19 protein-coding genes and 2 riboswitches are annotated in these 19,594 nt (G+C 45.9%); of the genes, 8 read left to right on the top strand and 11 right to left on the bottom strand.

Annotated elements, in window-relative coordinates:
* Nucleotides 1-14: 14 nt before the first annotated feature.
* Together DHAF_RS24270 and DHAF_RS24275 are read right to left on the bottom strand one after the other, a co-directional pair.
* Nucleotides 15-818: a methyltetrahydrofolate cobalamin methyltransferase gene (locus DHAF_RS24270; RefSeq protein ID WP_011462280.1), complete on the bottom strand. Its 804-nt coding sequence runs from the start codon at nt 816-818 to the stop codon at nt 15-17.
* Between the two features lie 19 nt (nt 819-837).
* Nucleotides 838-1,470 (bottom strand): corrinoid protein, encoded by a 633-nt coding sequence (locus DHAF_RS24275; RefSeq protein ID WP_005815322.1) that lies wholly within the window; start codon nt 1,468-1,470, stop codon nt 838-840.
* Between the two features lie 258 nt (nt 1,471-1,728).
* On the opposite strand from DHAF_RS24275, the gene DHAF_RS24280 reads away from it, so the two are divergent.
* From DHAF_RS24280 to DHAF_RS24290, 3 genes are all read left to right on the top strand, one after another.
* On the top strand, nt 1,729-3,180 hold the full coding sequence (locus DHAF_RS24280) for a sigma-54 interaction domain-containing protein (RefSeq protein WP_011462282.1): 1,452 nt from the start codon (nt 1,729-1,731) through the stop codon (nt 3,178-3,180).
* A gap of 255 nt (nt 3,181-3,435) precedes the next feature.
* Nucleotides 3,436-4,635, top strand: a complete 1,200-nt coding sequence (locus DHAF_RS24285) for an ATP-binding protein (protein ID WP_011462283.1) — start codon at nt 3,436-3,438, stop codon at nt 4,633-4,635.
* 267 nt (nt 4,636-4,902) lie between these two features.
* Nucleotides 4,903-5,571: a hypothetical protein gene (locus DHAF_RS24290; RefSeq protein ID WP_011462284.1), complete on the top strand. Its 669-nt coding sequence runs from the start codon at nt 4,903-4,905 to the stop codon at nt 5,569-5,571.
* Nucleotides 5,572-5,709: 138 nt separating this feature from the next.
* On the opposite strand, the gene lysA is transcribed toward DHAF_RS24290, so the two are convergent.
* From lysA to DHAF_RS24305, 3 genes are all read right to left on the bottom strand, one after another.
* Entirely contained in the window at nt 5,710-6,960 is a 1,251-nt protein-coding gene (gene lysA, locus DHAF_RS24295) for a diaminopimelate decarboxylase (protein ID WP_011462285.1), read from the bottom strand.
* 240 nt (nt 6,961-7,200) lie between these two features.
* Nucleotides 7,201-7,375: riboswitch (Lysine riboswitch) on the bottom strand.
* Between the two features lie 77 nt (nt 7,376-7,452).
* The gene (locus tag DHAF_RS24300) at nt 7,453-7,665 is read right to left on the bottom strand and encodes a hypothetical protein (protein ID WP_015945511.1); all 213 of its coding nucleotides are present in this window, start codon (nt 7,663-7,665) and stop codon (nt 7,453-7,455) included.
* An 81-nt stretch (nt 7,666-7,746) separates the two neighbouring features.
* Nucleotides 7,747-8,535 (bottom strand): sulfite exporter TauE/SafE family protein, encoded by a 789-nt coding sequence (locus DHAF_RS24305; RefSeq protein WP_015945512.1) that lies wholly within the window; start codon nt 8,533-8,535, stop codon nt 7,747-7,749.
* A gap of 132 nt (nt 8,536-8,667) precedes the next feature.
* On the opposite strand from DHAF_RS24305, the gene ybaK reads away from it, so the two are divergent.
* From ybaK to DHAF_RS26240, 3 genes are all read left to right on the top strand, one after another.
* On the top strand, nt 8,668-9,147 hold the full coding sequence (gene ybaK / locus DHAF_RS24310; RefSeq protein ID WP_005815307.1) for a Cys-tRNA(Pro) deacylase: 480 nt from the start codon (nt 8,668-8,670) through the stop codon (nt 9,145-9,147).
* A gap of 117 nt (nt 9,148-9,264) precedes the next feature.
* A complete protein-coding gene (locus DHAF_RS24315) occupies nt 9,265-10,353 on the top strand; it encodes a putative NPN-dependent ornithine cyclodeaminase (RefSeq protein ID WP_011462288.1) in 1,089 nt (362 codons plus the stop codon).
* A gap of 74 nt (nt 10,354-10,427) precedes the next feature.
* Nucleotides 10,428-10,586 carry a hypothetical protein gene (locus DHAF_RS26240; RefSeq protein ID WP_015945514.1) on the top strand — a complete coding sequence of 53 codons (159 nt, stop codon included), beginning with the start codon at nt 10,428-10,430 and terminating at the stop codon, nt 10,584-10,586.
* A gap of 37 nt (nt 10,587-10,623) precedes the next feature.
* On the opposite strand, the gene DHAF_RS24320 is transcribed toward DHAF_RS26240, so the two are convergent.
* Both DHAF_RS24320 and rnk read right to left on the bottom strand, forming a co-directional pair.
* On the bottom strand, nt 10,624-12,246 hold the full coding sequence (locus DHAF_RS24320) for a glutamine--tRNA ligase/YqeY domain fusion protein (protein WP_015945515.1): 1,623 nt from the start codon (nt 12,244-12,246) through the stop codon (nt 10,624-10,626).
* A gap of 95 nt (nt 12,247-12,341) precedes the next feature.
* Nucleotides 12,342-12,758, bottom strand: a complete 417-nt coding sequence (gene rnk, locus DHAF_RS24325) for a nucleoside diphosphate kinase regulator (RefSeq protein ID WP_005815299.1) — start codon at nt 12,756-12,758, stop codon at nt 12,342-12,344.
* 350 nt (nt 12,759-13,108) lie between these two features.
* A riboswitch (glycine riboswitch) is annotated at nt 13,109-13,202 on the top strand.
* Between the two features lie 171 nt (nt 13,203-13,373).
* Between rnk and DHAF_RS24330 the strand changes: the two genes are divergently transcribed.
* On the top strand, nt 13,374-14,756 hold the full coding sequence (locus DHAF_RS24330) for an alanine/glycine:cation symporter family protein (protein WP_015945516.1): 1,383 nt from the start codon (nt 13,374-13,376) through the stop codon (nt 14,754-14,756).
* Between the two features lie 100 nt (nt 14,757-14,856).
* Here DHAF_RS24330 and DHAF_RS24335 read toward each other — a convergent pair whose 3' ends face one another.
* Complete coding sequence (locus DHAF_RS24335) at nt 14,857-15,240, bottom strand: VOC family protein (protein WP_011462292.1); 384 nt, start codon at nt 15,238-15,240, stop codon at nt 14,857-14,859.
* Nucleotides 15,241-15,383: 143 nt separating this feature from the next.
* On the opposite strand from DHAF_RS24335, the gene DHAF_RS24340 reads away from it, so the two are divergent.
* Nucleotides 15,384-16,106 (top strand): MBL fold metallo-hydrolase, encoded by a 723-nt coding sequence (locus tag DHAF_RS24340; RefSeq protein WP_005815292.1) that lies wholly within the window; start codon nt 15,384-15,386, stop codon nt 16,104-16,106.
* On the opposite strand, the gene DHAF_RS24345 is transcribed toward DHAF_RS24340, so the two are convergent.
* The 3 genes from DHAF_RS24345 to DHAF_RS24355 all read right to left on the bottom strand — a co-directional run bounded on the left by DHAF_RS24345 (nt 16,103) and on the right by DHAF_RS24355 (nt 19,562).
* Nucleotides 16,103-16,651, bottom strand: coding sequence for a 2'-5' RNA ligase family protein (locus DHAF_RS24345; RefSeq protein WP_015945518.1), 549 nt, complete (start codon nt 16,649-16,651; stop codon nt 16,103-16,105). The genes DHAF_RS24340 and DHAF_RS24345 overlap by 4 nt on opposite strands.
* Nucleotides 16,652-16,787: 136 nt before the next feature.
* Entirely contained in the window at nt 16,788-18,854 is a 2,067-nt protein-coding gene (locus DHAF_RS24350) for a methyl-accepting chemotaxis protein (RefSeq protein ID WP_015945519.1), read from the bottom strand.
* Nucleotides 18,855-19,235: 381 nt separating this feature from the next.
* Complete coding sequence (locus DHAF_RS24355; RefSeq protein ID WP_005815283.1) at nt 19,236-19,562, bottom strand: thioredoxin family protein; 327 nt, start codon at nt 19,560-19,562, stop codon at nt 19,236-19,238.
* Between the last annotated feature and the right edge of the window lie 32 nt (nt 19,563-19,594).

Below are 19,594 nucleotides of genomic sequence, written 5' to 3' on the forward strand. Positions count from 1 at the left end.
TTCGATGCTATAGCTTAACTGCCTTCATACAGCCCATTGCGATGGGCCGTCAGGTAGTTCATGCAATAATCATCCTGTCCCAATAAAGCCTGAGCTGCTGCAATCGTCCCCATCATTCCCTTGTCCGTTGGATTCAGGATGTAGCCATCCATACCTAAGGTCATGGTTTGCACGACAAACAGGCGATTAAGCACTTTGCGGTTAGGAAGACCAAAAGAAACATTGCTCAAGCCGCACATAAAGTGAACATCAGGATAGTGGGCTTTTATGGCTTTAATCGTTCCCAGAACTTCCTCTCCGGCGGTATTTACCGTACTGATGGGTTTTACCAAAGGATCGAAATAGATATCCTGATCCGGTATCCCACTTTCTTTCAACTTCCCATACAGGCTTTCCACCACCCGCATCCGATCCTCGGTTGTTTCCGGCATGCCTGTATCATCCATACACAAAGCGACTAATTTGGCTTTGTATTTCTGGGCAAGAGGGAGAACCGCTGCAACCCGCTCCTTCTCATCTGTAATCGAGTTAATCATCGGCTGTCCGAACTTGCAAAGGGATAAGCCCGCCTCCAGAGCTTTCGGGTCAGGACTGTCAATACAAAGGGGCGCTTCCACAACCTCCTGGATTGCATTGACAAGCCACTCCATTATTTCAACTTCGTTATAGACCATCGTGCCGCAGTTCACATCAATGTAATTGGCACCGGATTCTGCCTGTTCCTTAGCAATTTTTTGGATATAGGCCTTATCTCTTTTTTCTACTGCTTCGTTAATGGCCTTGCGGCTGGTATTGATCAATTCACCAACAATTAACACACCATACCTCCTCTCTCTATTAATTCAAAAATCCTTTGGCCATATCTTTGGCGGCCATAGCATCTGCACAGTACCCATCCGCTCCGATTTCATCCGCGAAATTTTGTGAAACAGGTGCGCCGCCGATCATCACCTTAACCCGATCACGAAGTCCCGCTTCAGCAATCAGATCGATAGTCCCTTTCATGTTCAACATAGTCGTTGTCAGCAGGGCGGATAAACCGACTACTTGAGCGTTGTGCTCTTGAATGGCTTCAACAAATTTAGCAGGTGATACATCGACACCCAGATCGACCACATTAAAGCCGCCGCTTTCTAAAATCATGACAACCAAATTTTTGCCAATATCATGCAAGTCTCCTGCTACTGTTCCGATAACGATGGTTTTAGATACCGCCGTTTCTTTCCCCGCGATCAAGGGTTTTACTAACTTCATCCCTTCACCCAGAGCGCGGGCACACATCATAACTTCAGGTACATACATCTCTCCCGCCTTGAATTTAGGAGACACAATATCCATACCCGCTAAAAGGCCATCCGATATGATCGCAAAAGGATCGGCACCATGATCGAGCATGCTCTGAGTCTTCTCCTTCACCGAAGCGGCATTTCCCTGGAAAACAAGTTGGGCCAATTGGGCAAAATCACTCATTTTCAAAACTCCCTTTCAAAATATTCCCGGAATTCAATATGTTCCGCTATCGATTATATATAGCAAAAATCATGCCAACTTGCCAAATCGGGGATATTCGCCACTCCCTGTCCGGATTGCTCCGGCCACTGTACCCATTTCCATTTCTCGCCATAACTTTTGTGTATACTGGCCAGTAATAATAACTTCTTGACTTATTTTAACAATTCATTCAAACTCAAATTAAGTCAAGAGAACTTAATCACAAAGGAAAGGAGGATGAGCCTTATCATCGAACATAGAGTACATAGCGATTTTGATTTAGACAAAAGCAAACTGATAAAAATTCTTGAAAATTCTTTTGATGAAATCTTTGTCGTCAATAAACACGGTATTGTGATCTATGTTAACGAAGCCTGTCAGAAAAATTATGACTTAAAGCCATCGGACGTCATTGGCAAAACGGTACATTATTTAGTCAGTGAAGGGTATTATACCCCGGCCATTGCCCCGCTGGTCTTTAAAACCAGAAAAGCCGTCACCCTTGAGCAGGAAACCAAATCCGGCAGGAAACTGCTCGTGACCGCTATCCCGGTATTTGATGAAAAAAATGAACTGGATTTTATCGTCATGAATAGTCGCAATATTACGGAAATAGAGCAATTGCGGCAGGATTTAGAAAAAACAAAGGAGTATTACAAAACTCAAATTCAACAATTACGTCAAAAAGAGCTTTCGAACCAGGATGGATTAGTCTTCCAAAGTGAAAAAATGAGAGAATTTATGCACACTGCCCAAAGAATAGCTCCCTTTGACACCACTATTTTAATCTTAGGGGAATCAGGAACAGGAAAGAATCTGCTCGCCAAACAAATTCACACCATGAGCAACCGCAGGCACGAACCCTATATCTGCATAAATTGCGCAGCTATTCCGGAACAACTGCTGGAGTCTGAACTATTCGGCTATACAAAAGGGGCTTTTACAGGAGCTGAACGTTCAGGAAAGCCAGGACTGATCGAGCTCGCCCATAAAGGAACTCTCTTTTTGGATGAAATCGGGGAAATTCCTCTATCCCTTCAAGCAAAGCTTTTACAACTTGTCCAGGACCATACCTTTATACCCATAGGAGGAACGGAATCCAGGCAAGTCGATATTCGCATTATCAGCGCGACGAACTGTAATTTACCGAAGTTGATTGAACAGGGCCGATTCAGATTAGACCTCTACTATCGGCTAAATGTTATTGAAATTGAGATTCCTCCTGTGCGCGAGCGAAGTGACGATATTGTTCTTTTATTGCACTATTTTCTAAATAAATTTGACATCAAATATTCTACATCCCATTATTTCAGCGAGGAATGCCTGGCTGTTTTACAAAATTACCAATGGCCTGGAAATGTTCGGGAAATTGAACATTTGGTTGAACGCTTGGTGATTACCGTTTCAGAAAATTGCATTCTCCCTAAGCATTTACCGCTACCCAAACATGCTGCTATGCCTGAAGATACTGAAAAAAGTCCTTCCGCTCTAATGAAGACGGCACTTAACAAAGAATTAAGGGATGAATTCACTGAGTATTCCTTCAAGATTAAAGAAAGAGAAACCATTCTGGAGTTATATGAAGAATTAAGGAGCTCCTATAAAGTTGCCAGCATTTTAAAAATCAGCCAAAGCAAGGTATCGCGGATTGTGCGGACTTATTCAGAAAAGAACATGTCAAATTCTTAACTGAGACCGGGCGAAAAAAACCTTAAAACCTGTAATGACCGTCATCTTATCTGATAGGTGGCGATTTTTCCCTTGCATCCGGCAGGTAAGAGCCGCCACAGCCTCTGAGCCCGCGATACTGCCGGAACAGGCACGCCTTTTCAAAAATAACTGCCGAAAAAGCCTGGATAAAATTAAAGTTTTTAGGTAATTAAAATAAAAACTATCGATTACTCCAGAGTTTTTGGCTATACTATTCATAGAGGAGGCGATGTTATGATCCTTAGACCGCTCTATATGAACACGCTGAAAGAATACCGAGACGTTCCGCTTGTCAAGATACTTGCGGGAATTCGCCGTTGCGGCAAATCCACCATCCTGGCCATGTTGCGGGACGACCTTTTGAAAAACGGCGTCCCTGCAGATCATATCATCAGCATGCGCTATACATCGGAGGATTTTGATGACGGCCTGACCGATAAGCAGATGTATAACGATATAAAAGAACAAATGAATGACAAAGAGCGCTATTATCTTTTGCTTGATGAGGTGCAGGAGATAGCAGGGTGGGAAAAAGCCATCAACAGCCTGCTTGAAGATTTCCAGACGGACATCTATGTTACCGGCTCAAATTCAAAACTGATGTCAAGCGAAATATCCACCTATTTGACAGGCAGATATATCTCTATCCCGGTGTTTACCCTTTCCTTCGCCGAATATCTGGAATTCAAGAAAGAAAGCATGTTAGCGAAAAAAGAGCTTTTGAACGAGTACTTGCGCCTGGGGGGCTTTCCGATTGTGGCTGCCGGCAGCTTTGATGAGTCCTCCGCCTATCAGATCGTGGAAGGCATCTACCATTCCGTGATCACAAACGACATCACCAAACGGCACAACATCACGAACTTCGATTTGTTCAGCCGTGTTGTAAACTATATCCTTGAGAATGTCGGCAAAACCTTTTCCGCAAATGCCATCGTCAAGTTCCTGAAAAGCGAGGGGCGTGCTCTATCCGTTGAAACCGTATATAACTATCTGCAGTGGCTGGAAAAGGCTTTTGTCATCTATCGCTGCCAGCGCTATGATTTGCAGGGCAAGTCTGTATTAAAAACCCAGGAAAAATTCTATCTTGCGGATACCTCCCTCAAATACTGCATCATGGGATTCAACCCGAAATCCATAGCCGCAATGCTGGAAAACATGGTTTACTTTGAACTGCAAAGAAGAGGCTACAAGGTCTATATCGGTAAAAACGCAACAAAAGAAGTGGATTTCGTTGCGGTGCGGCGGGATGAGCGCATTTATATCCAGGTGTGCCGCCGGCTGCCGGAGGAGTCGGACAGAGAGTTGGCAAATCTTCTCGAAATAAAGGATCATTATCCCAAGTATGTTGTCACACTGGACGAATTCGCCGCAGGCAATATCAATGGCGTAAAATTTGTTCACCTGGCGGATTTCCTGTTAAGTAACGAGTATTAAGCCCCCGCTAAAAAGGCCTGTGCTCTTGCGTTATAAACGCCTGGAGCACAGGTCTTTTAAATTACCTTTTGGGTCAACTTAGGTTGAAATATTCAGCTAAAAGGGCTTAATCTTTAAATGTGGTAAAATATAGCTTAATGCTTTTTATATTTGTTAATGCGTTAGAGTATAATGGATATAAGTGGCATTGTCTCAACTTCATCTACTGAGTGAATAAGCATAATTATAACCTCAACCCATTAAAAATATTTTTGGAGGGATAAGAAAATGAGAAAAATGAGCTATGTTTTCTTCATCATGCTGGTTGCAGCCAGCCTCATGTCAGGGTGCGCCAAAGAGGCTCTACCCGAAGCCGAAGCTAATCTCCCCAGTGCTCCGTCCATGACCCAACCACTGGAACAGGCTTTAAAACTGTCTGATGAAGAACTGGTTGACAACTACTGCGCCGGCATCGACCTCGTGTTGGCCGATAATTTGCTGTTTGCCCAGGCCAAAGATATTCCTTCAGAAACCTTATACAGTTTTTTTTGCTACATAACCAATTCGAGCGAAGAGAACATTCAGGAACAATGGTATAATAAAACCGATGATAAATACCATGTGCCGATAGCCGACATCGAAGCTGTATTAGATCGCTATTTTGACGGCTACCATTTCGACCCCGCTCAATTAATCCCCTATTTTGCCGAAGCCTCCCCTCCTCAGCACGATGTCTACCAGCCGCAGACCAAGGAGATTGTCATCGGTGGACTGGGAGGATTCGGCGGGGAACGTTTCCCGAAATTAGCTGCCAAAGAACAGCTCAGTGATGATACCCTGAAGCTGACCGTCGATTATTATGATGATCAATATACAGAGGTTTTCTATACTAAAGCCTATACTATTCGATTTACTGAAGAAGGCTATCAATATCTATCCATTCAAAAAGTGGAGTAGGGTATCTTTACTCCGCACTCATACCTTCACACATGCTAAAAAAGACCGGAGCACCACCAGCCCCGGTCTTACTCTATTAATTCAATACAATAGACTTTTTGCTTTCAGCTGGAGCACTATTACCTTCCCACCTAAGAACTATAGCTCACTGAAATCCAAGGTGGCAAAATAATCCTCCAGTGTTTCCGCCCGGCGGATCAGCTTCACACTGCCATCAGCCTGCAGCAATAACTCAGCATGACGCAGCTTGCCATTGTAGTTGAAGCCCATGGCATGCCCGTGAGCACCTGTATCATGAATCACCAGAGTATCCCCGATCTCGATTCTGGGCAGTTCCCGGTCCACGGCAAATTTATCGTTGTTCTCACATAAGCTTCCGGTCACATCATAGATGTGGTCCTCAGGCAGGTCTTCCTTACCCATGACGGTGATATGGTGATAGGCGCCGTAGATTCCCGGGCGCATCAGATCGGACATGCTGGCATCGACACCGATATAATTTTTATACGTATCCTTGCGATGAAGGACTTTGGTCACCAAATAGCCGTAAGGTCCCGTTATCATGCGGCCGCATTCCAGGCAGATGCGCAGGGGATCTAAGCCTTTGGCGACGATCTTCTCTTCGTAAACTTTGCGGACACCTTCTCCGATAGTTTCCAGATTGACCGGCTCTTGTTCCGGACGGTAGGGGATGCCGATTCCGCCGCCAAAATTCACAAATTCCAGGCGGATTCCCAGTTTTTCTTTCAGCTCTATGGCCAGATCAAACATCATCTCTGCTGTCTCGATGAAGAAATCCGGGTTCAGTTCATTGGAGATGATCATAGTATGGAGTCCGAAACGCTTCACCCCTTTGTCACGAACGATCTCGTAAGCCTGGAATAACTGTTCCTTGGTCAAACCATATTTGGATTCTTCGGGGTTGCCGATAATGGCATTCCCCGCCCGCAGCGAACCGGGATTATAGCGGAAGGAGAGCACCTCCGGCAGGCCGGTATGCTTTTCCAGATAATCAATATGGGTAATATCATCTAAATTGATGATCGCCCATAAATCCTTTGCTTTTTGAAATTCCTCAGCAGGGGTATTGTTGGAGGTAAGCATAATGTTCTCCTCGGTGATCCCCGCTTTTTCCGCCAGGATCAGTTCCGCCAAAGAACTGCAGTCGGCTCCGAAACCCTCTTCCCCCAGGATCTTCAGAATATAGGGATTAGGAAGAGCTTTGACGGCAAAATACTCCTTAAACCCCGGCGCCCAGGCAAATGCTGCCTGCAGTCTTTGGGCGTTTTTGCGAATGGCTTCCTCATCATAAATATGAAAAGGGGTACCATAGTCCTCCATGATCTTCTGCAACTGCTCTTGATTAAAAGGTAAGTTTTTTACTGCCATATTCTGATCCTCCCCTATATACTATAGACTACCCACCGCTAGAGATTTTAAAGTTTGGTTGCTAAAGAAAACCCGGCTTCGCTGTGCCTTTTAATCACGCATCCAAAAAGGCGAAGTCGTTGGTTGCACTTATGCTGAAGGAAAGTATGCAGCAAAGGTATACTTTCTGACAGTGAAAAAAACGGCTGCGAGTACCCTCGCAACCGTTTTTTAAGGCAAAATCAGCTTAAGCCTCAAACTTCACGAGATAGCACTCCACCGGAGTCCCGGTGACAGTCTTACATTTTTTCAATGGAAGACCAGCTAAGACCCTTTGTCCTGGGCCTTTGCTTCGGCAGCGATTCCTTTCCTTATCCGTCCTAGCCTGACCCGCTCGGGATAATTACTCTTAATACACTGCGCCTCTATCATTCACTCTATGAATTATCTATACATTATGGAACAAGATGTTACCCTTGTCAATACATTGCTTCTGTATACATTGCCCTGCCTTTATTTTTTCTCATTCTGCAGATTTTCCATAACCCCCCGATTATGAAAAACATCCTCCACCTCTAAAGTAATCTGACCGCCTTTGCTGCTGTCTTTGGGCTGCCCGCCATAATCCATGGCCTTTGAGCCGGACTCTTGGGTCTGGCTGATCACACCTGCCGGCTCCCATAATTGCCGTTTCAGCTCTTTGCCGGTATTCTTCTGGTCGTTCATCCGGGATTCCTCCTTTTGTCCTGACCAAATCATGGTCCTGTTATTCTGTCTTTAGAGTACCCGGAATCGACCAAAATCATGTCAAAAAAACAGTCCCTTCAGCGGCTCAGTAAGGGAAGTCACGCCGATGATGAAAAGCAATCCATAGACCAGTTTCTTGAATTGAGCTTCGTTGATTTTCTTTCTAAAAGGCTGACCGGCCACATAGCCAAGGACAACCGCCAAAATCATACTGACGAGGGTGATGCCAAAGGGAAGGGTGAAGCTTTCCCGAAACACAAGAATTTTTAAAGCGCTGGTCATAGCGTATTGAAAAAAGAAAAAGGTAACGGTGGTTGCCTGGAAGACGTCCTTGGTCAGATGCTTGATGAGCAGCGCGACAACAGGGGGACCGGGAATGGCCGCCAGGCCGTTGAGCAAACCTGAAGAAAAAGCAACCATGACAAATCCCTTGGAGGATGCATTGATATCCCCTTCCTCAGGAACTTTCTTCTCAAGGGCACTGCTTTTGAGTTGCACCCATTGATAGGCAACATAGCCGATAAGGATAATTCCCACCATCCCTTTTATGTACAGTTCATTCATATACCCACTCAGGACAACACCCAGGGCCAATCCGGGAATCCCTATAAGCAAAAGCCGGAGGACTAAATCCCGGCGGACTAAGCGCCGCATTTGGAACCCCTGCACCGAGGAACCCATCATGGATAAAATCATTCCCGCCAAAAGAGCTTGTTGGCTGGGCAAAACAAAAAGGAGCAGAGGTACCGCCACCAGCCCGAACCCAAACCCTGTCAAAACCTGAATAAAGGTGGCAAAGAACGTAATTCCACTCATGGCGAGCCATAATTCCCATGATAACATCTCCACACAAACACCCTCTTTAATCTAAACTTAATCTATTTATGACCCTCTGCTTTATGAGTATTCCCTTTTCTTCTCTGAATCTTGACAGCATTCCCTGTATTTCCTATAGTGAGTTAAGAAGGAAAGGTGATTCTTATGGCTCAAAAAACCAACGCCGCCCGCATCCTCGATCAAGCCGGTATAGCCTATGAATTAATCCCCTATGAGGTGGATGAAGCGGATCTTTCCGCCACTACCGTCGCCCAAAAGGTAAACATGCCTCCTGAATTGATCTACAAAACCCTGGTAACCCGAGGAGATAAAACAGGCATTCTGATCGCCTGCATCCCTGCCCATTATGAGCTGAACCTTAAAGCCCTCGCCCAAGTGAGCGGCAACAAGAAAATGGAAGTGGTTCCTCTCAAAGAAGTTCAGCCCCTGACCGGTTATATACGGGGAGGGGTCTCTCCTTTAGGAACTAAAAAAAAATACCCCGTCTATTTTCAGGAAGATATGCTCCAGCACGAGAAAATTGCCGTAAGTGCCGGGACGCGAGGCTTGCAGATCCTTGCTCTGTCTCAGGACCTGCTCAGGATCACCCAGGGCAAGGTTGGGCCCATCGCTCATCCTGCCTGAATCAACATAAATCTTCTCCTCACACCCTGAACTCCCTCCTCTCCTTGTATGAAGACGGACAAGAGGTAAATACTAACCTTATGTCACTTTGAATTACCAGGGTAAAGGAGAGATTCTATGAGCTTCCGGATTCCTCAGTTCAATCCGCCTGATTTTGACGGTGAGCCTTTGGCAAGTGCTCCCAATGCCACCCTTGTCGAAGTCCTTCAGGATGGGGTAGCCCCCGACCATTTCCATGGTATGTCAATCTATCCCGAATACTTTAAAATCAACGGCCAATGGCTCCTTGCTTCCCAAAGCCGCATGGACGGTGTTCCCGTGCTCATGGAGAACGGCACGATGCAAATCATCGAATTCCGCAATCTGAAAAAAGGCCATAAAGTGGTGATCGGGCGGACGGAAGATGCCAGTGAAGGCATTTATGTCTATGCCGAAGGTTTTGCTTCCAAGGACAGCAATAGAGATATTTTTGCCTTTCGCTCCGGCCGTTCCCGGGAGACGGCCTATTCAAAGGATTATAACCATCTTTATGATCTGCTGCGTCACGAAAAAGACAACGGTTATGTGGTCTGGGTGCTGGGACCTGCCGTGGTTTTTGATTACGACTCCCGGGTGGCCCTGGCCGCCTTGATCGAAAAAGGCTATGTTCACGCCATTTTGGCCGGCAATGCCATGGCCACCCATGATCTTGAGGCCGGCATCCTGGGTACTGCTTTAGGGCAAAATATCTACACTCAGGAGTCTCAGCCTAACGGTCATTACAATCATTTGGATATCATCAATATGGCCAGAAAAGCCGGGTCACTGGAAAAACTCATTGAAGCTCAGAACCTGAGTGAAGGTGTGGTCCCTGCCGCATTAAATAAGAACATCCCTTTGATCCTGGCGGGCTCTATCCGTGATGACGGTCCCCTGCCCTCTGTATGGGCCAATGTCTACGCAGCTCAGGATGAAATGCGCCGGCAAACCAAACAGGCCACCACCCTCATCTGCCTGGCCACCCAGCTCCATACCATCGCTGCCGGCAATATGACACCTGCTTATACCCAGAGGGATGGGCAGCTGCGTCCTGTCTACATCTATGCTGTGGATGTGGCGGAGTTCACCTTAAATAAGCTGAGAGATCGGGGGTCTCTCGAAGTCACCACCATCGTGGCCAATGTCCAGGACTTTCTCGTCAATGTCAATAATAATCTTAATGAATAACAACCCTATGCGAATGAAGCCAATTGCATAAGTTAAAACAGAAAAAGGCCCCTGGCCTAGAGGAGGAAAAAAGCATGAAAGTGAAGATTATCCAATCCCTTCGTCAGGAAGGGCTGGAGCAGAAAATGAATGCCTTCTTTCAAGAGCATGAAGGGAACATCGAAATCATTGAAATCCAATGGAAAGCTTTTTTAGAGCATTATGTAATGATCCTCTATAACGAGAAAAAATAGTCACGAATAAACCATCGTGACTATTTTTATACACTAATTATATAACGAAAGAGCTTTTTAAGGAAACAATTAAATTCAACACTAAGCTTTCCGGGGTGGTATAGTTCGGATCTACATTAAAGTAGCCGTGACGGGGAAACTGGAATTTATCCTGGGGTTTGGCCTCTTTCATATAAGGTTCCACAAACCCTTGCCTTATTTCCAGAGAATTGGGATTGATATAATCATCCTGAATTAACGGCTCATAGAGGCGAAACTCTGCCGGCACTGCCTGAGTGGCTTCCACCCAATGAATCGTCCCCTTGACCTTGCGGCCGGTAAATCCTGTGCCGCTTTTTGTTTCCGGATCATAGGTGCAACGAATCTCGATGATCTTGCCCTCATCATCCTTGATGACCTCTTCACACTTAATAAAGTAGGCATCCATCAAACGAACTTCATTGCCCGGGTAAAGGCGGTGGTACTTCGGCGGCGGGACCTCCATGAAATCTTCCTGCTCGATGTAAATCTCCCTGGAAAAAGGAATCTTGCGTTTCCCCATCTCAGGGTTCTCTTTATTGTGATCGGCATCCAGCCTTTCCACTTGGCCTTCCGGGTAATTGGTAATGACCACCTTCAAGGGACGGATGACCGCCATGGGCCGGGACACTTTGAGCTTCAGATCTTCCCGAATAAAGTGCTCCAGCATTTTGGAATCCACCACACTGTCCGCTCTGGCCACACCAATGGCTTGGGCAAAATTGCGGATGGCTTCAGGGGTATATCCCCGGCGGCGCAGCCCGGAGATGGTGGGCATTCTGGGATCATCCCAACCATCCACCACTTTTTCGTCCACCAGCTGCTTCAGCTTGCGCTTGCTCATCACCGTATTGGTCATATTTAAGCGGGCAAATTCATATTGATGTGGGACATGTTCCATCTCACATTCCCGAACGACCCAATCATAGAGGGGACGGTGATCTTCAAATTCTAAAGTACAGATAGAGTGAGTTATCCCTTCGATAGCATCCTCTAAAGGATGGGCATAATCATACATGGGGTAGATGCACCATGTGTCCCCTGTATTATGGTGGGTGGCATGGGCAATCCGATAAAGGACAGGATCCCGCATATTGATGTTAGGTGAGCCCATATCGATCTTAGCCCGGAGAACCTTTTCTCCGTCCTTAAATTCACCTTGACGCATTCTCTCAAAGAGCTCCAGGTTCTCGGCCACGCTGCGGTTGCGGTAAGGGCTTTCCTTACCGGCCTCAGTCAGGGTGCCGCGGCTTTTTCTAATCTCCTCAGCGGATAAATCACAAACATACGCTTTGCCCTTTTCGATCAGCAGAACGGCTCGCTTATGCATCTCCGCAAAATAATCGGAAGCGAAAAAGAGGTTGTCCCAGTCAAACCCCAACCACTTGACATCTTCTTTGATGGATTCTACATATTCAGTATCTTCTTTGACCGGATTCGTATCATCAAACCGCAAATTGGTTTTTCCTTTGAATTCGTCGGCCAAACCAAAGTTCAAACAGATGGATTTAGCATGCCCAATATGCAGGTAACCATTGGGCTCGGGGGGAAACCGTGTCGTGATTTCTTCTACCTTTCCCTCCCGTAAATCCTCAAGGATAATGCTGCGTAAAAAATTAGAGGATTTATTCTCGTTATCCACGAATACCAACCTTTCCTAGGGAATCTTATCTCCTACTGTAACGGAAGACCTCTCCAGTAGTGTTACCCGAATTCTCGTCCTTCACCCATTGCTGCTTATAAATGATAGTCTCCCGCAGCCTCCGGCTGATAAAGAATTTTTTCCACCTTAAAGCGGACGACACCACCGGGAACCTTCCAGTCGATGATATCTCCTTCCAGATAGCCCAGAATAGCCGTCCCTACGGGAGCAAGAATTGAAATCTTATCCTCCAGAAGATCGGCATCCTCAGGATACACTAAAGTATAGACGGTTTCTTCGCCTGTCTCCAGATCCTTCAGCAAGATTCTGGAATTCATGGTGATGGCATTCCCTGGGATCTTTTCAGAAGGCACCACATCCGCCCCATTTAACTCATGCTCAAGATCTTTTAAGTAATCCTTGTTTTTAGCGCTGCCAAACTCTCTTTCCTTATTGATAAGTTTGAGCAGACGCTCACGGTCCACAGCTGTAATACTGATCTTTCTACTCATTTCTCCTGAACCTTCCTTTTCTAATGATGAATAGCTAAATATAGAGCGACTATCGCCAGATAGCCGCTGTCAAAAGTTTATGTACTTCAAAAAAGGGAAAATCACTAAACCATTTTAATTATATACTATTTTCTATAATAAGTAAATGTTAGGCATATTCCCAAAAATAATTCTTGAATAAAATGGGAGCGGTAATTATAATTATAGATACAATTCCAGAAAATGCGGTGGCAATCTGGAATTTACGAAAAACTGCATAGGAATGCTGGATGAGATTTACGGGAGAAGGGCACGGCCCGCCGAAGAAGTTGAAACTTTCAGGTGACTGGAATAAGTCAGGGACCGTAAATTGACAGCACTCTGGAGAGACTCGATTAGAGCGCCGAAGGGGCAATACAATGACGTGTTGTTAAATCTCTCAGGCAAAAGGACAGAGAAGGAACAGGGACTGCTACAGAGCAATCTCTTACTTTTGTACCTATCGTCCGAATATTCAGAGTCAATCGCTAAGGATTGACTCTTTTTATATATAAATTGCCATCCTTTTTGCGGGAGGCTGCCGCAACGGAGATGTGCAGAGAGATGCGAAAAGAGAGATTAAAGGAGGAACACTCAATGGATGCCTTGCATAATTTTATCGTCTGGCTGAACGACTATCTCTGGGGCCCACCGATGCTTGCTTTGCTTTTTGGCACGCACTTATTCCTTACGTTTCGTACTCGTGGTATTCAAAGGCATATTTTTAAGGGGATCAAATTATCTCTTACGAAGGATCCTGATGCCAGCGGCGATGTGAGCCAATTCGGAGCTCTGACCACCGCTCTCGCCGCTACCATCGGAACCGGTAATATCGTCGGGGTAGCTACGGCCGTGGCTTTAGGCGGCCCCGGTGCCGTACTTTGGTGCTGGCTCACCGGGGTATTCGGAATTGCCACCAAATATGGGGAGGCCTTATTGGCGGTGAAATACCGGGTTAAAACCGCTGACGGCACCATGCTGGGCGGCCCTATGTATGCTTTGGAAAGAGGCCTGGGCCAGAAGTGGCTGGCTGTACTCTTCTGCATCTTTACTTCTATTGCCGCCTTTGGTATTGGCAATATGACTCAGGCTAATTCTATTTCCGGCATGCTGAATTCTCAATTTAACGTCAACCCTATCATTACCGGTCTTCTCTTAGCTTCCCTCACTGGAATTGTAATCATCGGCGGAGTGAAGTGGATCGCCCGGGTCTGTGAAAAATTTGTCCCCTTTATGGCGATTGCCTATGTCCTTGGTTGTATCATTATCCTGATTATAAACGCCTCCTATGTCTGGCCCGCCATTGTCTTGATCTGTGAATCGGCTTTCACCCCCACTGCAGCCGGCGGCGGATTCGTCGGTGCCAGTATCATCATGGCCGCCCGTTACGGGATTGCCAGGGGTCTTTTCTCCAATGAATCCGGTTTGGGTTCCGCCCCCATCGTCGCTGCCGCCGCTCAGACCAGGAATCCTGTCCGTCAGGCTCTCGTCTCGGCCACCGGTACCTTCTGGGATACCGTTGTCGTCTGCTTAATGACCGGTCTGGTCGTGGTCAGCAGTGTCCTTAGCAACCCGACCGCCGCCGAAGGGTTAAAAGGCGGTGATTTAACTTCTATGGCTTTTAGCCAGATTCCAGTAATTGGCCCTATCGTTTTAACCTTCGGGCTTTTGACCTTTGTTTTCTCTACCATCCTGGGCTGGTCTTACTATGGTGAAAGAGCTGTGGAATACCTCTTTGGCAAAAAAGGCATCCTCCCTTACCGCCTCCTCTGGGTTCTCGCTGTTTTAGCCGGTTCTTTGGTCACTCTGCAATTCGTCTGGGATTTGGCGGATGCAATGAACGCTATGATGGCTATTCCCAACCTTGTGGCACTCCTTCTTTTAAGCGGAGTTATTGTCTCGGAAACCAGGAAGTATCTATGGGAAGATCGTCTGGATGAAGCCTCTGATGAGCCCATCCCCGTCATTCAGAATAAATAAGCTCTCGGTGGAGCTCAGTCTGCTCAATGATAGTTTTCGCATAGATGACAAACTACGAGACACCTCTCCCTTGCGGAGAGGTGTCTCTCTGTGCCTTATCCTATCCCATAGAACTGGGGAGAATTTCTAGCCAGTAGTTATCCGGATCATTGATAAAATAGATCCCCATGGCTTCATTTTCATAACAGATGCAGCCCATTTTTTGATGGTGTTCATGAGCTCCCTGGAAATCATCCACCGTTAAGGCCAGATGAAACTCATTATCGCCCAGATTATACGGTTCTGTTCTATCCCTTAACCAGGTAAGTTCCAAGGCATGAGCGGTTACCCCATCCCCCAGATAAATAATAATGAATTCCCCGCTCTCCGGAGCTATACGCCTGACTTCCTTTAACCCTAATGCCTCTTCGTAAAATTTAAGACTTTTCTCCAGGTTCAGCACATTGATATTATTGTGTGTAAATTTAAATTTCATGGCCATCATCCCCTTCGTTTATTTTAGACACGCTTTCTTTTCCGAGAATTAATTATCGACGAAACTCTCTATTGTCTTGCATATTCATCCATATTATAGTAATTTTTTATAGAGAACACAATCTTCCGATCATTTTAGATGAGGTGATTTTTATGAAAGCTCCCCTCGAAAAGCTAGGACTTCGTATTGAGTATATTCAGCACAGTGGTTTCATCGTGGAAACCGATAGGGAGTTCCTTGTCTTTGACTATTATCAAGGTCAAGTCCAGTTGCCCAGCCATAAGCAGATCACTGTTTTTTCCTCCCATGTCCATCCGGATCATTACAATCCTGAAATCTTCCAGTGGCAAACCCACTATCCTAATACTCACTATATCCTCAGCTCGGATATCCAGGGCCATCCTCAACTGCCTCCAGGCCAGGAGAACCTTACTTTCTTATCCCCTTATGAAGAAGTTCATCAGCATGACCTGACCATTAGAACCTATGGGTCTACCGATGCGGGTGTTTCCTTCCTTGTGGAACTGGGCGCAAAGGAAAGGCTCCATCTCTTCCATGCCGGAGACCTTAACTGGTGGCACTGGCGTGGAGAACCCGAAGCAGATATTCTGTGGGCAGAGAAAATGTTCAAGGAAGAAATCGCCAAACTCAAAGAAGAGCGGATCGATATTGCCTTCTTCCCTGTGGACCCCCGGCTTGAACAGTCTTCTTGCCTGGGAGCGGAGTATTTTATTCAGGAGATCCATCCCCAAATCCTTGTCCCCATGCATTTTTGGGATGATTACCCCTCCATTGGCTCCTTTGTCGAAAAAATGACCGCTTCCCCTACAGCAATCTTAGACATCAAGCAAACCAATCAGTGCTTTGCCCTCTAAGCAGGGGATGGCGATCCGCTCAGAGGGAATTCACCCAGATACTCAATGGGATCCAAGGATACTATCCCTATGGATTCAATCATCACCTCAATAGAGCGAAAATCTTTTAAGATCTCTCCCAGCACCTTAGGAATATCCTCCACAGCCGTTTCCATGGAAAGGGTGCAATGGGGATGCCAGATCTGGGGTTTGTAATAGTCCCACCCCTGCTCCTGCCAAGCCGCCAAAGCGGCATGGAGCATTCCATGAACTTGAAACAGATCATGAGTCAAGTTAGGGGTCAAAAAGATGGTTCCTTTATGAAGAGGGAAAATCCCTACTTGAAGAAATACCAACTCAAAGGAAGGAACGGCTTGAGCCAGAGTCCCCAATATTTCCTGAGCCTTGGTCAAATCCAGATCATTATAGATAGCTAAAGTGATATGGGGCCGGCCATTGGTGCAGGACATGCATTTGCCCAGATTCAGGAGAGCTAATGACTCCCATAGCCTCATTATCGATTGTTCCGCTTCTTCATTGAAGTAGAGATTAATTGCATAGCTCATTCCATACCTCCCCATAGATTATTGCTTCCTTCTACTTTAAAACCCCCGCAGGATAATTGCAAGCCCTGGACAAAAAGCCAGATATTCCGCACCCGCGGGAATATCTGGCTTAACTTCTTTAGTTCTGACTTCTGAATTACACTTTGAACCGTTTGATTTCTTCTTGTAATCTGCTGACGCTTTCCTTAGCTCTGAGAATCTGCTCTTTAACTTCAGTGGATTTGATGCTTACTTCTGCCGACTGATTGGCAATTTCCGCCGTGCCGACGGCACCACTGTTGGCAGCTTGGGCTACCCCGCCGATGGCATCGGAAATATTTTGGATAGACACCAGAAGCTGCTCCGTGGTAGCACTGAAATCGGCCACCAGCTCATCGACGAAATTGGCATCTTCGCTGTATCGCTCTGCTACATCCAGCATGACTTGATAGTCATTATTGACATCCACAGACATGAAAGACAGCAGCCCATTGGAGCTTTGGGAGAGGTTATCGACAGCACTGGTTACCTTGGTGGTAACCTCCTGTATTTGCATAACCGCTCCTTTGGATTGTTCGGCAAGTTTTCTGATTTCCTCTGAGACCACCGAGAATCCTCTGCCGGCTTCACCCGCCCTGGCCGCTTCAATGGCGGCATTCAGGGCCAGCAGGTTGGTTTGCTCGGTGATCTGCATGATGGCATCTGTCAATAAATCGATTTGACTGACAACCTTGGACTCAACAATCGCCTTTTCCAGCTTGGCCTGGGTCTCGACAAAGATATCGGCGGCTTTCTTCTGGGCTGTATGGACATTTTTCTTGGTATCTTCCGCTCTCCGGGTGATTTCCTGGGATGAGACTGCCCCCTGTTGGGATTTGCCGGCGATCAATTGCACTGCTTTTTCAATTTCCTGGGTCGTTGCCGACATTTCTTCCGATGCTGCCGATGTTTCTTCCGTACTGGCCGCCACATCTCCGGTAGTAACAGAGATCTCTTCCAGGCTTTTGCTGAGATCCACTACATTATCCATGACAGCATGCACTTTTTCTTCGATAGCCACCGATTCGCTCTTAATACTGTTGACCAACTGCTTAATCGAATTCTTCATATGATTAATGGCGTTGGTGATAGCCCCCACCTCATCTTTTCTGGCCAGAAACCTTGAGTCGATTTCCTGGGAAAAGTCCCCGTTTGCCACAAGCTCCAAATACTGAGCCGACTTTTTGATGGGTGTGGTGATTTTATTGGCGGTTATGGTAATCAAAACCGTGGTGAGCAACAACATGACAACTGAGACTATGAGCATCATTAAGGCTACGCTGTTTGCCCCCTGGGTTAACTCACTTTCGGACATTAGGGAGGCTAAAATCCAATCTGTTCCATCAACTTTATGGGGATTAACTATGTATTTTGCTCCGTCAACCATGACATCAAAGGGGGTTAAATCATCAGACCCCAGCTTGTCCAGTCCGGCAATATTAATTTCCTCTAATTGTTTAAAATTATTTTCGGGGTTATTTCCATCGGCCAAAATGATTCCTGAAGTGTGAACAATCATAGAATAGCCGGTTTCCCCAGTCTTCATTGAGCTTAACATATCGCTTATGACAGACTGCTGCACATCAATTCCCAGGGTTCCGACCAACTTACCATCGGCATCTGTAAAGGAGCGAACATTGCTCGTAATCATGGTATTGGACATGGGATCAAGATAGGGATCTGTTCTGACAATGGCTCCATTGCCGTTTAAGCCGGTTTTATACCAGCCTTTCTCAGGAGGATAGAACTTCTCCACAGGTATGGGGACTTCCGGCCACTGCAGGTAAGAGCCCTCTTCCGTTCCGAAATAAACATACATTGTCCCCGGATGGGTGGCGGCATAATGCTCAAAAATTTCGTAAATTTCCTGCTCCACGCCGCCATTTTGCGAAGGAGTCATTTGCACCTTTTCCAGACTGTTGACGTATGACGTAATATTGCTCTCCGCCGCTGCCATAACCAGGGGATGAGTGGCCATCATATTGATGTCTCTATCAATCTGATCATAAAACACTTTAATGGCTTGCTCCGCTATTTTCATCTGTTCATTTGAGTAATTGATGTAATCTTCTTTCGATTGCTGAGTTACCCCATAACAAGTAATCCCACCAACTATAGCTAAGGCGAGTAAAACAATTATGATCGAAATGGTTAAAAATTGGGTTCGAATACTCTTGAATTGCATCACTTAATCCTCCATATTAAAAATTCCAGCGGTTGCTGGCCTAAGTTAAGGCGACGCGCGAACTATTCTGACAGCCGTTACCGTCACACAGGCCCTTGGGATTGCAGCAGCCAACACTTATGCCGGTTGCAAGTCCATGTGAACACTTTCAAAAATTATGGTACGGATTTTTCTATCTATACAATGATTGCACTGGATAAACGAAGACATGGAAAAATGTGCCTCAACATCCTTCAAAGGAGGGAGGCACGCTACTGATTGGTCAGGGCCTGTTTATACTGGAGTCTATTCGCGCGGCTAGGTGCCTAAGTTCGGCTGATCCTAAAGAATTTTTAATGAATACTGCAGGAAAGGCTTTTTTCTTCCACTTATAGCTTATGCTTAGTCTTCAAGCACATCGGCAATCATCTGTTCAACCTCATCATCTTCCACATCGCCGGCCATTTTTCCCTTGTATTCCCCATCTTTGAAGTAAAGAATCTGGGGAACGCCTTTTAATGAGAATCTTTGGAACAGTGTTTTCTCCTCTTCCACATCAACATAATAAAAGCCAAAACTTTCCTCATAATTTAGGCGCAACTCTTCCAATACCGGAGTAACCTTTTGACAGACATGACAGTTTTTCCTTGAAAACATCACTAAGCAAGCTTTTCCCTCATCGTAAATAAGTTGCTCAAACGTATTGGTATCCAGCTTTTCCAGGGACATTTTTTACACTCCTCATTTTTTAATTCTTCTGT

Source organism: Desulfitobacterium hafniense DCB-2, from assembly GCF_000021925.1.
Classification (GTDB): Bacteria; Bacillota; Desulfitobacteriia; order Desulfitobacteriales; family Desulfitobacteriaceae; genus Desulfitobacterium; species Desulfitobacterium hafniense.